Origin of the sequence: Sphingobium agrisoli (assembly GCF_041877245.1) — a bacterium.
In the GTDB taxonomy this organism is placed as follows: domain Bacteria; phylum Pseudomonadota; class Alphaproteobacteria; order Sphingomonadales; family Sphingomonadaceae; genus Sphingobium.
Window position 1 is genome coordinate 87,066 of sequence record NZ_JBHDJI010000011.1, and the last position, 13,258, is coordinate 100,323.

At 66.9% G+C, this 13,258-nt stretch carries 13 protein-coding genes; 8 read left to right on the plus strand and 5 right to left on the minus strand.

All coding sequences use genetic code 11. The features are described from left to right. Positions 1-55: 55 nt before the first annotated feature. Positions 56-619 (minus strand): fasciclin domain-containing protein, encoded by a 564-nt coding sequence (locus ACETPF_RS16690; protein WP_373935677.1) that lies wholly within the window; start codon positions 617-619, stop codon positions 56-58. Positions 620-789: 170 nt separating this feature from the next. On the opposite strand from ACETPF_RS16690, the gene trpD reads away from it, so the two are divergent. From trpD to lexA, 5 genes are all read left to right on the plus strand, one after another. Further along, a complete protein-coding gene (trpD, locus tag ACETPF_RS16695; protein ID WP_373935678.1) occupies positions 790-1,782 on the plus strand; it encodes an anthranilate phosphoribosyltransferase in 993 nt (330 codons plus the stop codon). After that, complete coding sequence (gene trpC, locus ACETPF_RS16700) at positions 1,779-2,567, plus strand: indole-3-glycerol phosphate synthase TrpC (RefSeq protein WP_373935679.1); 789 nt, start codon at positions 1,779-1,781, stop codon at positions 2,565-2,567. Before trpD ends, trpC begins: the two co-directional genes overlap by 4 nt. Then, positions 2,564-3,037, plus strand: a complete 474-nt coding sequence (gene moaC, locus ACETPF_RS16705; RefSeq protein ID WP_373935680.1) for a cyclic pyranopterin monophosphate synthase MoaC — start codon at positions 2,564-2,566, stop codon at positions 3,035-3,037. Before trpC ends, moaC begins: the two co-directional genes overlap by 4 nt. Continuing rightward, positions 3,034-4,215: a molybdopterin molybdotransferase MoeA gene (locus ACETPF_RS16710; RefSeq protein ID WP_373935681.1), complete on the plus strand. Its 1,182-nt coding sequence runs from the start codon at positions 3,034-3,036 to the stop codon at positions 4,213-4,215. The genes moaC and ACETPF_RS16710 overlap by 4 nt, the downstream gene beginning before the upstream one ends. Positions 4,216-4,291: 76 nt before the next feature. Then, positions 4,292-4,963 carry a transcriptional repressor LexA gene (lexA, locus tag ACETPF_RS16715; protein WP_373935682.1) on the plus strand — a complete coding sequence of 224 codons (672 nt, stop codon included), beginning with the start codon at positions 4,292-4,294 and terminating at the stop codon, positions 4,961-4,963. 20 nt (positions 4,964-4,983) lie between these two features. Here lexA and ACETPF_RS16720 read toward each other — a convergent pair whose 3' ends face one another. Further along, a complete protein-coding gene (locus ACETPF_RS16720; protein ID WP_373935683.1) occupies positions 4,984-7,146 on the minus strand; it encodes a ComEC/Rec2 family competence protein in 2,163 nt (720 codons plus the stop codon). Between the two features lie 69 nt (positions 7,147-7,215). Between ACETPF_RS16720 and gltX the strand changes: the two genes are divergently transcribed. Both gltX and ACETPF_RS16730 read left to right on the plus strand, forming a co-directional pair. Beyond that, complete coding sequence (gltX, locus tag ACETPF_RS16725; protein WP_373935684.1) at positions 7,216-8,637, plus strand: glutamate--tRNA ligase; 1,422 nt, start codon at positions 7,216-7,218, stop codon at positions 8,635-8,637. A 20-nt stretch (positions 8,638-8,657) separates the two neighbouring features. Further along, a complete protein-coding gene (locus ACETPF_RS16730; RefSeq protein WP_373935685.1) occupies positions 8,658-9,944 on the plus strand; it encodes a citrate synthase in 1,287 nt (428 codons plus the stop codon). A gap of 55 nt (positions 9,945-9,999) precedes the next feature. Here ACETPF_RS16730 and ACETPF_RS16735 read toward each other — a convergent pair whose 3' ends face one another. Together ACETPF_RS16735 and ACETPF_RS16740 are read right to left on the minus strand one after the other, a co-directional pair. Continuing rightward, positions 10,000-10,743 carry an alpha/beta hydrolase family protein gene (locus ACETPF_RS16735; protein WP_373935686.1) on the minus strand — a complete coding sequence of 248 codons (744 nt, stop codon included), beginning with the start codon at positions 10,741-10,743 and terminating at the stop codon, positions 10,000-10,002. Continuing rightward, a complete protein-coding gene (locus tag ACETPF_RS16740) occupies positions 10,740-11,825 on the minus strand; it encodes a DUF3182 family protein (protein WP_373935687.1) in 1,086 nt (361 codons plus the stop codon). Before ACETPF_RS16740 ends, ACETPF_RS16735 begins: the two co-directional genes overlap by 4 nt. 232 nt (positions 11,826-12,057) lie before the next feature. On the opposite strand from ACETPF_RS16740, the gene ACETPF_RS16745 reads away from it, so the two are divergent. Then, positions 12,058-12,444, plus strand: a complete 387-nt coding sequence (locus ACETPF_RS16745) for a c-type cytochrome (protein WP_373935688.1) — start codon at positions 12,058-12,060, stop codon at positions 12,442-12,444. A 6-nt stretch (positions 12,445-12,450) separates the two neighbouring features. Here ACETPF_RS16745 and ACETPF_RS16750 read toward each other — a convergent pair whose 3' ends face one another. Continuing rightward, on the minus strand, positions 12,451-13,212 hold the full coding sequence (locus ACETPF_RS16750) for a competence/damage-inducible protein A (RefSeq protein WP_373935689.1): 762 nt from the start codon (positions 13,210-13,212) through the stop codon (positions 12,451-12,453). Positions 13,213-13,258 lie beyond the last annotated feature (46 nt).

Genomic DNA, 13,258 nt, shown 5'->3' on the forward strand with positions numbered 1-13,258 from the left:
AAAAAGCGGCCGGACCCGTCATGAGGTCCGGCCGCTCCTCCCGTCACCGTATCGGTCAGGGCATCAGCACCGTGTCGATGACATGGATCACGCCGTTGGACTGATTGACGTCGGCGATCGTCACCTTGGACTTGCCGCCCTTGGCGTCCTGCAACCAGACGTCGGAGCCTTGCACCCAGGCGGTCAGCGGTTCGCCCTGAACCGTGGTCAGCGTCGCCTTGCCGCCATTGGCCTTGGCCTGCGCGATCAGGTCGGCGGCGGAAAGCTTGCCCGCCACCACATGATAGGTGAGCACGCCGGTCAGTTGCGCCTTGTTCTCAGGCTTCAGCAGCGTATCGACAGTGCCGGCGGGCAGCTTGGCGAAAGCGGCATTGGTCGGCGCAAAGACGGTGAACGGCCCCGGCCCCTTCAGCGTCTCGACCAGACCCGCCGCCTTGACCGCCGCGACCAGCGTGGTGTGGTCCTTCGAGTTCACCGCATTGTCGATGATGTCCTTGGTCGGATACATCGCCGCGCCGCCGACCATCGGGTTCTTGCCCTCATGATGGTTGGCGACCGCCGCGCCACCGACGCTCATCAGCGCGCCCGCAAGCGCCAGCGACAGAGTAGAGAATTTCATCACGATCGTCCTTCCTCATCCACACCCCGCCTCCCGGGGATGCCGCCCCTACGTTTGAAGAAGCCGCTGGCTGCATCCCTGCCCCAAAAGACAGGGGTCTGATGAAGCACCCGCCCACGGAAGATATCGCCTCTCGACTCATCCGGCCCGCGCGGCATAAGGCGACGGCGATGACTCCCTTGCCCGACCCTTCGACGCCGCTCGATGCGGATGAGGCCGCCCGCGCCTTCGATCTGCTGTTCGACGCCGACCTGCCCGAAGCGGACACCGCCGCTTTCCTCGTCGCCATGGCACGACGCGGCGAGACCGCGACCGAGATCGCCGCCGCCGCCCGGGCGATGCGTGCGCGCATGATCCCGGTTACAGCGCCGGAAGGCGCGATCGACGTGTGCGGCACCGGGGGCGACGGACATCATACGCTCAACGTATCCACCGCCGTCGCCCTCGTCGTCGCGGCCGCCGGCGTTCCGGTCGCCAAGCACGGCAATCGCGCCGCCTCGTCCAAGGCAGGCGCCGCCGACACATTGGAAGCGCTGGGCGTGAACCTCGACAAGGCCGCCGCCACCGCCGAAGCCACACTCGCCGACCTCGGCATCTGCTTCCTTTTCGCGCAGAATTACCACCCCGCGCTAAAACGCCTCGGCCCCATTCGCCGGACAATCGGTGAGCGCACCATCTTCAACCTCATGGGTCCGCTCGCCAACCCCGCGCGCGTCCGCCGCCAGCTCATCGGCATTGCCCGACCCGCCTATGTCCCCATCTACGCACAGGCGCTGGCCGACCTCGGCGTCGATCATGCGATGATCGTGTCGGGCGATGAGGGGCTGGACGAACTCTCGCTGGCCGCGGGTAATGACATCGCGGAGGTGACGGCCGACGGCCTCGTCGCCATGCGCCGCCTGACCGCCGCCGAACTGGGCCTCGCCACCCATCCGGTCGAAGCGATCCGGGGCGGAAACGCCGCCCACAATGCCGCTGCCCTGCGCGCGCTGCTCCAGGGCGAGGCCGGCCCCTATCGCGACGCCGTGCTGTTCAATGCCGCCGCCGCCCTGCTGGTCGCCGGAGCCGTTCGGGACATTAAGGAAGGCGTCGAGGAAGCCGCCGAAACCATCGATCGCGGCCTTGCCAACGCGCTGCTCAATTGCTGGATAACCTATTCATGAACAAGCTGACCGAGATTTGCGCCTTCAAGCGCGAGGATGTTCTGCGGCGCAAGGCGGCGACCGGCATCGCCGACCTGCAAGCCCGCGCCGCCGGCCAGACCCCACCCCGCGGCTTTCGCCGCGCGCTGGACGCCGCCGCCGCGACCGGATTCGGCCTCATCGCGGAGGTCAAGAAGGCGAGCCCCTCCAAGGGGCTGATCCGCCCCGATTTCGATCCGCCCGCCCACGCCGCCGCCTATGAAGCCGGCGGCGCGGCCTGCCTCTCGGTCCTCACCGACGAACCTTATTTCCAGGGGCATGACGATTATCTGGTCGCCGCCCGCGCCGCCTGTTCGCTCCCGGTCCTCCGCAAGGATTTCATGGTCGATCCCTGGCAGGTGCTGGAAAGCCGGGCGCTGGGTGCGGACGCCATCCTCATCATCGTCGCGGCGCTCGAAGACGGGCAAATGCGCGAGATCGAGGATGCCGCACTGGGCCTTGGCATGGACGCGCTGATCGAGGTGCATGACGAAGCCGAACTGGAGCGAGCCCTGGCGCTGCGCTCGCGGCTGATCGGCGTCAATAATCGCGATTTGCGCGACTTCTCGGTGGATTTCGCCCGCACCTACGATCTGGTCGGCAAAGCGCCTGAAGGCTGCACCTTCATCGCGGAAAGTGGCCTGACCGGCCATGTCGACCTTGCCGCCATGGCCGACCATGGCGTGCGCTGCTTCCTCGTCGGCGAAACGCTCATGCGCCAGGCGGATGTCGAGGTGGCTACCCGCACGCTGCTGACCGGGGCATGACCGGCCTCACGCACTTGGACGAAGACGGCGCGGCGCGCATGGTGGACGTCTCCGCCAAGGCGACGACCGCGCGCGAAGCGATCGCCTCGGGCCACATCGACATGAGCGCGCAGGCCGCCGCCGCCATCGCGCAGGGCCTGGTCAAGAAAGGCGACGTTCTGGCCGTCGCGCGCGTCGCAGGCATCATGGCGGCCAAGCGCACTGCCGACCTCATCCCGCTCTGCCACCCGATCGCACTCAGCGCCGTGACGGTCGATTTCACGTTGGACGATGGCGGCGTCACCGTCACCGCCGCCGCGCGCACCGCCGGCCAGACCGGGGTAGAGATGGAGGCGCTGACCGCCGCCTCGGTCGCCCTCCTCACCATCTACGACATGGCGAAGGCGCTCGACAAAGCCATGGTCATCGGCGGCGTCCGTCTGGAATCCAAGACCGGCGGCAAGTCGGGCGACTGGCGACGCGCTCCATGAGCCTGCTCCCGGTCGCCGAGGCGCAGGCCCGACTGCTCGCGCTTGCGCCCCCGCTGCCGGCCGAGACCGTGCCGATCGCGCAGGCGACCGGCCGCTGGCTGGCGCAGGACATCAAGGCCTTGCGCGACCAGCCCTGGGCCGACCTTTCGGCGATGGATGGTTATGCCGTGCGCGCGGCCGACTATCCTGGCCCTTGGCGCCTGACGCAGGAAAGCGCGGCTGGTGCGGCCGCCCTCGCGCGCATCGGTCCCGGCGAAGCCTGCCGCATCTTCACCGGTGCGCCCCTGCCGCCCGGCGCCGACGCCATTTTGATGCAGGAAAACGCCACTCGCGACGGCTATCGTCTGACCGCGAGCGATGACCCTCTACCAGCCGGTCGCCATGTCCGCCCGGCCGCCTCCGATTTCGCGCGCGGCGCGACGTTGCTGGAGGCCGGCACGCATCTTGGCCCTGCCCAGATCGCGCTCGCGGTCCTCGCGGGCCATGGCGCGCTGCCGGTCCGCCGCCGCCCGCGCGTCGCGATCCTGTCCACCGGCAACGAACTGGTCCCGCCCGGCGCGCCGACCCCGCCCGGCTTTCTCCCATCCTCGAACGCGCCCATGCTGGCCGCGCTGCTCGCGGCCCTTCCCTGCGACGTCACCGACCTCGGCATCGTCCCCGACGATCTCGACGCCACCACCGCCGCGCTGGACAGTGCGCGATCGGCCGACCTCATCGTGTCGACCGGCGGCGCGTCGGTGGGCGATCATGACCTCATCCGCCCGGCCCTCGCGGCGGCGGGCGGCACGCTGGATTTCTGGAAGATAAGGATGCGGCCCGGCAAACCGCTGATGGCGGGCCGGATGGGCGACGCGCTCTTCCTGGGCCTGCCCGGCAATCCGGTGTCCGCCTTCGTCACCGCCACTCTCTTCCTGTTGCCGCTGGTGCGCCACCTGTCCGGTGCGGCCCGGCCCCTGCCGCAGACCAGCGACGCGCCACTGGCTTCACCGCTCCCCGCCACGGCCGAGCGCGACGAGTATCTCCGCGCCTTCCGCACCGGGGAGGGCATCGTCTCCGCCACCTCGCAGGACAGCGCCGCCACCGCCGCGATGGCACGCGCCGACTGCCTGATTTTGCGCCCCGCCGGATCGCCTCCGGCGCATGCCGGCGGTCGCGTCACAATCCTGCCGCTTGGCTGAATGTTACCGCGGAAACCCGTTGACTAATCCGCATGTGTTTCCTATGCGTTCCTCATACGTTCCATGGAGGACCGCGATGTTGACGCCCAAGCAGCAGGAATTGCTGAGCTTCATCCAGACCCGGCTTGAGGAAGGCGGCGTGTCGCCGTCGTTCGAGGAGATGAAGGACGCGCTCGACCTGCGCTCGAAATCGGGCATCCACCGGCTCATCAACGCGTTGGAGGAGCGCGGCTTCATCCGCCGCCTGCCCAATCGCGCCCGCGCGCTCGAAGTGCTGAAGCTCCCTGAAGCAATGCATCGCGCGCCCGCGCCGGTCGTGCAACTGAAGCCAAAGGCCGCGCCGGCGCTCCCGATCGCCGCCAATGACGTGGTCGAAATCCCGCTGCACGGCCGCATCGCCGCCGGCGTGCCGATCGAGGCGATGGAGGGGCAGACGATGCTGTCCGTCCCCGCTGCCCTGCTCGGCGCGGGCGACCATTATGCGCTCGAAGTATCCGGCGACTCGATGGTCGAGGCAGGCATCCTCGACGGCGACTTCGCGCTGATCCAGCGGACAGAGGTCGCGCGCGAGGGGCAGATCGTTGTCGCGCTGATTAATGAGGCCGAAGCGACGCTCAAATATTTCCGCCGCGACGGCGCGAAGGTACGGCTCGATCCCGCCAACGCCGCGTACGAACCGCAAATCTACGATCCGCGCCAGGTCCGCATCCAGGGCAAGCTCGCCGGGCTGCTGCGGCGTTATAACTAATCAGGCGAACTCATGACCCCTTAGCTCCCCGGCGAAAGCCGGGGCCCAGGGTTCGAAGCGCTAGGCGTGGGTTTTCGCGCCGGCCCAACAATCCACGGATGCGCGTCACCGGGCCTTGTGACGGTGTGAACTTCGGCCCGCGCCAGGTCGATCGACAATCCCCCCGTCCGTGCCAGCAGCCGCCGATCGACCTTCAGCCAGCGCGGCCGGCACCAGCGCGGCAGCCGCCGGTCGCTGATCACGATATCCGCCGCCGCGCAATCCCGCGCAAAGGTGGCCCGCTCGATCAGCATGTCGCTCCGCGTCAGCAGCAGCCGCCACCGCCTCCCATGCCGCTCCATCTCCAGCGCACAGAGATCGGTCGAGCAGCGCGCCGCCGGCAGGTCGGCAATGGCGCCGAGCTCGCCCGCATAGCCCGCGCTTTCGGCCAGCACGTCGCGCACATAGTCCCCCGCCCGCTCGCGCAGCAGGGCCATGCCAGCCCCGCTCCGCACCGCAACATGCCGGCCGTCCCCCGTGACCAGAACGTCAGGCGCTGGCGTGAGCAGCGCCAGCGTCATGCCGATGCCCACCGGCGCCAGCCCCGCCCAGCGCATGGCCGTCCGCCATAACAGGCACCAGAGCAGCCCGCCGGCGATCAGCCCGAACAGCAGCACCGGCATTACCGGCGCAACCATCGTCGCCATCGGGCTCGCCGCCACGCCGTGGGCGATCAGCAGCAGCAGGTCGAGCGCCTGCTCGGTCCCCCACCAGAAGGGCGCGCCCAGCCCCACCACGTCCAACAGCAGCGCCAGCGCCTCCAGCGGCATGACGACGAAGGTGGTGAGCGGGATCGCGACCAGGTTGGCGAACGCCCCCAGCAGCCCCGCCTTGTGGAAATGGAACAGCCCGATCGGCATCAGCGCCAGTTCGACCGCAATCCCTGTCGCCAGCGTCACCGCCAGCACCCGCGCCGCCTTCCGCCCCAACCCTTCGTCCCGTGCCGCCGCAAAGGCACGGAAGCGCGGATGCTCGGCCAGCGCCACGATCGCGGTCACCGCCCCGAAACTCATCTGAAAGCTCGGTCCCACGAGCGCCTCCGGCCACAGCAACAGCACGATCAGCGCGCCCGTTGCCACCAGCCGCAGGGTGATCGCGTCGCGCCCCATCGCCATGCCGCACAGCACCAGCAGCGCCGCGACGCAGGACCGCACCGTCGGCACTTCCGCGCCCGTCAGCCAGGTGTAGCCTATCCCCGCCAGCGCGCCGCCCGCCCCCGCGATCAGCATCAGGGGCAGGCCCAGCGCCGCTCGCCGACTGAGCGCCAGCACTCGAAGCAGCAGGAAGATGACCGCTCCTATTAGCGCCGTCACGTGCAGCCCGCTGATCGACAGGAGATGCGCGAGCCCGCTCCGCCGCATCGCCTCGGCGTCCGCCTCGCTGATCGCGCCCTGATCCCCGGTCGCGAGCGCCACGGCGATGCCTTGCGCCGGTCCGTCCAACTGCGCGCGGATATGCTCGAACAGACGCCCTCTCAGCGGCGGCCCGGCGGTCGAGGCGCGGAGCACCTCCACGGGCTTGAGCGCCTTACCCGTCGCGCCGATCCCCTGGAAATAAGCGCGCGCGGCAAAGTCATAGCCGCCCGGCACGCTCGGCGGCGCGGGCGGCATCAACCGCGTCCGAAACCGGATCAGCGCGCCCTCGCCCACCCCCGCCGGCATGTCAGCTTCAGCGATATTGACCCGCACAACCGCCGGCAGCGTCGGCGCGTCCACCGGGCGCAGCACCACCCGCACCATCTGCTGCGCCGGCACGGGCCGCACCGACTCAACCGTTCCCGCCATTTGCGTGAAGACCGGCCGGGCGAGCGGTTGCTGCCCTAGCAGCGCGGCCTTTCCCCAAACCAGCAGGCAGCCGGCGCAAGCGAGTACACCGCCTACCGCGACCATCCGCCGCAGCCGTCCACCATCGGGCAGCACCGCGCCCAGACACGCCGCTCCCAGCGCGACGCAGCAAAAAGCCAGCCAGGCCATAGGGTTGGGCAGGAAGAACCACGCGGCGATCCCCGCGCCCAGCGCCACCGGCGCCCAGAGGCCGATCTGCTCCTGCTCCCGCTCCAGCCAGGCTTCGATTGCGTCGAAGGCCGTCCGCGCCCACGCCGCTCCCTTCCCCAGAGGGGAGGTTTGTCGCGGCGCAAAAGCCATGCTAGGGGGCGTCGCATCCATGGGTCGGCAGGACGAATGTCAAAGAATATGACGGGAAGTGCAACGGGAATGAACAAGGCTGTGGTGACCCGTTTCGCTCCGTCGCCCACTGGCTATCTGCATATTGGCGGCGCACGCACTGCGCTCTTCAACTGGCTGTTCGCGCGCCACCATGGCGGCACCTTCCTGCTGCGGATCGAGGATACCGACCGCGCCCGTTCCACCGAGGACGCAGTCGCAGCAATTTTCGACGGCCTCGAATGGCTGGGCTTGGCCGGCGACGAGCCGCCGGTGTTCCAGTTCGCACGTACCCCGCGCCATGCCGAGGTCGCCAACCAGCTGCTCGCGACCGGCCATGCCTATAAATGCTTCGCCACGCCTGAGGAGCTGGCGGACCTGCGCGAACAGCAGCGCGCGGCCAAGCAGCCGCTGCGCTACGACGGGCGCTGGCGCGACCGCGATCCCGGCGAAGCGCCAGACGGCGCCCCCTTCGTCATCCGCATCAAGGCGCCGCGCGAGGGCGAGACCGTGATCGAGGACGCAGTGCAGGGCCGCGTCGTCGTCCAGAACAGCGAACTGGATGACATGATCCTGCTCCGCTCGGACGGCACGCCTACTTACATGCTGGCGGTCGTCGTGGACGATCATGACATGGGCGTCACCCATGTGATCCGCGGCGACGATCATTTGAACAATGCGTTCCGCCAGCTCAGCATCATCCGCGCGATGGGTTGGGAAGAGCCTACCTATGCCCACATTCCCCTGATTCACGGGTCAGATGGCGCTAAGCTGTCGAAGCGCCACGGCGCGCTCGGCGTCGACGCCTATCGCGACGAGATGGGGATGCTGCCCGAAGCGGTGCTTAACTATCTGTTGCGCCTGGGCTGGGGCCATGGCGACGAGGAGATCATTCCTGTCGCGCGCGCGATCGAACTGTTCGACATCGACGGCGTCGGCCGTTCGCCCTCGCGCTTTGACGTCAAGAAGCTGGAAAATCTTAACGGCCATTATCTGCGCGAGGCGGACGACGCGCGGCTCGCCGCCCTCGTCGCGCCTCGGGTGGAGGCGCGCCTCGCCCTCACCCTCACCGACGATCAGCGCGCGACCCTGACCGACGCGATGCCCTCGCTCAAGCCCCGGGCCAAGACGCTTAACGAAATTGCCGAGGGCGCGGAGTTTCTGTTCAAAAATTGTCCTCTGGATTTTGACGAGAAGGCGTCGGCTCTGCTAGACGTCTCCGCACGCGCGTTGCTGGGCAAAACAGCCGACGCTCTCGCGACCGTTCCGTCCTGGACGGTCGAAGCGATCGAGGAATCGATACGCCGCGTGGCAGAGGATGCCGGCCTGGGGCTGGGCAAGGTTGCGCAGCCGCTCCGCGCGGCGCTCACCGGCCGTACAACCTCGCCGGGTATTTTCGATGTCCTTTTCCTGCTCGGAAAAAAGGAAAGCTTGGAACGACTAGCCGCTGCAGGGCACGCAACGGCCGGTTGATGGCACACAAGGAGAACAATATGTCGGATAGCAATGCCAAATTGACGATCGGAGAGGCCTCGCACAGCTATCCCGTCCTGGACGGAAGCGTTGGGCCGCAGGTGATCGACGTCCGAAAGCTCTACGCCAATACCGGCATGTTCACCTATGATCCCGGCTTCACCTCGACGGCCAGCTGCGATTCCGGCCTCACCTATATTGATGGCGACGCGGGCGTCCTGCTGCATCGCGGCTATCCGATCGACCAGCTTGCCGAACAGTCAAGCTTCATGGAGGTCTGCTATCTCCTGCTGAACGGCGATCTGCCCTCGGCTGGAGAACTGGAGGACTTCACCCGCACGATCACGCGCCACACGATGGTGCATGAACAACTCACCACCTTCTATCGCGGCTTCCGGCGCGACGCGCATCCGATGGCGATCATGTGCGGGGTGGTCGGCGCGCTGTCGGCCTTCTACCATGACTCGACCGACATCAACGATCCCGAGCAGCGCAAGATCGCCAGCCATCGACTGATCGCCAAGATGCCGACGATTGCGGCGATGGCGTATAAATATTCGGTCGGCCAGCCGTTCGTCTATCCGCGAAACGACCTCAGCTACACCGCCAACTTCCTGCGCATGACCTTCTCGGTCCCGGCGGAGGAATATGTCGTCGATCCGGTGATCGTCGATGCGATGGACAAGATTTTCATCCTCCACGCCGATCATGAGCAGAACGCCTCGACCTCGACCGTGCGTCTGGCCGGTTCGTCGGGCGCCAATCCCTTCGCCTGCATCGCGGCCGGCATCGCCTGTCTCTGGGGTCCGGCGCATGGCGGCGCGAACGAAGCCGCGCTCAACATGCTGCGCGAAATCGGCAAGGTCGATCGCATCCCGGAATATATCGCCCGCGCCAAGAACAAGGACGACCCATTCCGCCTGATGGGCTTTGGCCATCGCGTCTACAAGAATTACGATCCGCGCGCGACCGTGATGCAGAAGACCGCGAAGGACGTGCTGGAAAAGCTCGGCGTCGACGATCCCATTTTCGACGTGGCGAAGGAATTGGAGCAGATCGCGCTCAACGATCCTTATTTCGTCGAAAAGAAGCTCTACCCCAATGTGGACTTCTATTCGGGGGTGATCCTGTCGGCCATCGGCTTCCCGACCGAAATGTTCACCGTGCTCTTCGCCCTTGCCCGCACCGTCGGCTGGGTGGCGCATTGGAACGAAATGATCTCCGATCCAGCGCAGAAGATCGGCCGCCCGCGCCAGCTTTACACTGGCCCAACGCAGCGCGATTACGTGCCGGTCAGCAACCGCTGAGCCAGCGACGACCTGGCGACAGACAGGAGAACGGCGCCGCCATCGGCGCCGTTTTTCATGGGATGCGCCGGCCGCCGCGGACCATTTCCTCGACCCAGCCGACCAGCAGCCGGTTATAGGCACGGCGGCAGGATTCGTCGCGTAGCGAATGGTCCGCGCCCTTCATGATACGGTGCGTCAGCGAAGCCGCCCGATGGAAGGCGCCTATGTAGGAACTGATCGCCATGTGCGGGACATAGCTGTCCTTTTCCGATTCCACGATCAGCACGTCCCCGGTGAACCGCTCGCAGGCGGCCAGCGCCCGATCCTCCGCCGGCGTTCGCGGCGCGCCCCGATAATGGTTGATCTCGTCGCGGTCGATCAGCGCCTTGGGCACGTCCCAATGGCTGTCGGGGTACAGCGCAGGCACCCGCAGCGCCAACCAGTTGATCGGCCGCTCCGCCGTCAGCAGACTTGCCAGATAGCCGCCATAGCTGGTGCCCACCACCGCGATTGCGGACGGATCGACCTGATCCTGCGCCACCAGAAAATCATAGGCGGCGATGGCGTCAGTCAATCCATCATTCCGGGTCACGATGTTATGCTCGTTAGCGAGCCGCGCATGGCCGCGCAGGTCGAAGGTGAAGCAGATGCAGCCCAGCTGCGCGATCTCCTCGGCCCGCACCATGTCCTGTTCCTGGCTGCCGCCCCAGCCATGAATGAACAATACGCCGGGGATGAGTTTGGCGGGTGCCAGCAATGTCCCGTCGAGATGCTCGCCTGCGACCTTGATCGAAACCCGTCCGTGCGTCTGCGTCATTGCTCCACTGCATATTTGGTCATGGGACCGGCGACCGGATCGACCCCGCTATAGTAAAGCGTCGCGTGCGGCGGCGCGGCGTCGACATCGCCATACACCTCGACCGTCGCGCAGGTGATGCTGTCACGCGAGGGATCGCGCGCAAACGCTTCGAACGCGGCGATCTCCGCCCCGCTCGCGCCACCCGGCCGCCAGCTCTGCTCCAGAACCCCGATCCGCCGCTCGCCACGCATGTTGCGGCCGAACGCGACATCATAGTTGCGGCGCGACGCGATCAGCCCCGGATAGGCGGCGAACACCGCCCGGTCGTATGCGATCGCTTTCGCCACCGCTTCGCTCAATTCCGGGGCCAGTTCCTCGTGCGCCAGCCGGTCGAACCCGCCACGCACGACATGCAGTTGCGACCCGCCATAAACGGTCTCGCCATGATTGTTCATGGTCAGCCGCTGCGTACCCCAGTAGGCGATGCTCTGCCCGAACAGCCGCACTTCGCCAACGCTGAAGGTGACGACACCCTCCAGATTCTCCTCGATCACCAGCCCCTTCGCGGCGATTTCGGCTGGGTCGCGATCGGCAATTGCGGCATCAAGCGCGGCATGGTCGGCAACTTCCGTCTGGCCCCGCCCAGCGGTGCCATCCACATCCTTGAGCCGCGCCGACCCCTGTTCCAACAGCAGCCGCCCGGCTGCGCGTGCATCGGCCACCGAAAAGACCGAGAAGCCGGCAAGAACGCTGCCGCTCAGCGCGCGGCCCAAATCATCGGACCAGCCCGCCGGTGTGGTCGCGCCTTCGGCCACGACTCCATGGGTGATGATCTTCGTGGCGACGAAGCCATGCGGCACAACGCCGCCATAAAGCTGTGCCTCCTGCCCCACGCCGATGCTCGCGGCCTCGGCCGCGTCCAGCACACCGTCGGGCACCAGAAACGTCGGCCGTTGACCATTGCCGCCCGCCACCCGACCATGGCCCAGCAGCGCAATCCGCCGCACCATCTCCTCGCGGGAGGCGCGGTCATGCTCATTGGTCATGGTCGCGCTTGGGCTGAAATAAGGCGCTACGTGCGGCTGCTGGCCAAGATCCACATCTGCCTCCTCGCGCCGAAAGCCATGGGTCTGGTATCTGGTAAAGCGGCGCGGGAGGGGAACGCGGCAGGTCGCAATTATGTTTCCGCCCTTTTGTCGGCGGGCCGAGCAGGCTAAAGGTGCAGGCGTCGGAAGGTCGATACGCTTAAACTCCCATTCAGCCAGCGCGGGCTAGGGGCCATCAGGGCGATCAGGCCGCATTCCGATTGCCGTTTTGCCAAAGGGTTCGTTCATGCACTTATCGCTTGCGTCCAAGTCCGCACTTTTTGCCCTTGCCGCCCTTGCCGTCGCCACGCCCGTCCTCGCCCAGGCAGGCGACGCCGCAAAGGGCAAGACAGTCTTCGCCCGGTGCGCGCTCTGCCATGACGTCAAGCCGGGGCCCAAGAAGATGGGGCCGAACCTTGCCGGCATTTTCGGCCGCACGTCGGGGACTCAGGCCGGTTTCGCCTACTCGCCCGCGATGCAGAAGGCGAAGATCAAGTGGGACGCCAAGACGATCGACGCCTTCGTCACCAAGCCCAGCGGCCTGGTGCCCGGTAACCGCATGGCCTTTCCCGGCATCCCCGACGCCACTGACCGCGCGAACCTGATTGCCTACCTCAAGGCCGAGGCAAAGTAAGCCCTTTTAAATACCGCCGTCGGTGACGGCCCAGCCGCCGCGCTTCAGCGCGGCGGCAAGGTCGGCGACGCAGGCCTTCAGCGTCGCCGGCTCGGTCGAGCGAACGACGAAATTCGCGCCCGTCCGTCCATCACGGAAGAAGGGATAGCTGCCGATCTGCACTCCGTCATAGGCGCGTTCGGTCGCGCCCAGTAACTCGGCGATTTCGCTTTCCGCGACCCAGCAGCCGATCGTGTGCGACAGCAGCGGCAAGCCGCCCTCCAGCGTCCCCGTCAGCTGATCCAGCATTCCCGCGGTGATGTGCGGGACGCCCGCCATGATGAAGATATTGCCATGTCGGATGCCCGGCGCGCCCGACATGCGGTTTTCGATTAAGCTCGCGCCCTCGGGCACCCGCGCCATTCGCAGCCTCGCTTCGGTAAGGCCCCCGCGCGTCTCATAATAACGTTCCAGCACAGCCCGTGCTTGCGGATGGACGACCACGCCGACCCCCAGAGCCTCGGCGATTGCATCGACGGTGATGTCGTCATGCGTCGGCCCGATGCCGCCGGTGGTGAAAAGATAGTCGTTGCGCGCCCGGAGCGTATTGACCGCCTCGACGATCGCTTCGGTCACGTCGGGGACCACCCGCACCTCGCGCAGGCGGATGCCCTGGACATTGAGCCACGTGGCCACCTGCGCGATGTTCTTGTCCTGGGTTCGGCCCGACAAAATCTCGTCGCCGATCACGATCAGTGCTGCGGTCCAGATGCGGGATGGGTCGGTCATGGCGTGAGGCCATAGCCTGCGCTGTTCATCCTGCCTAGCAGCCTCT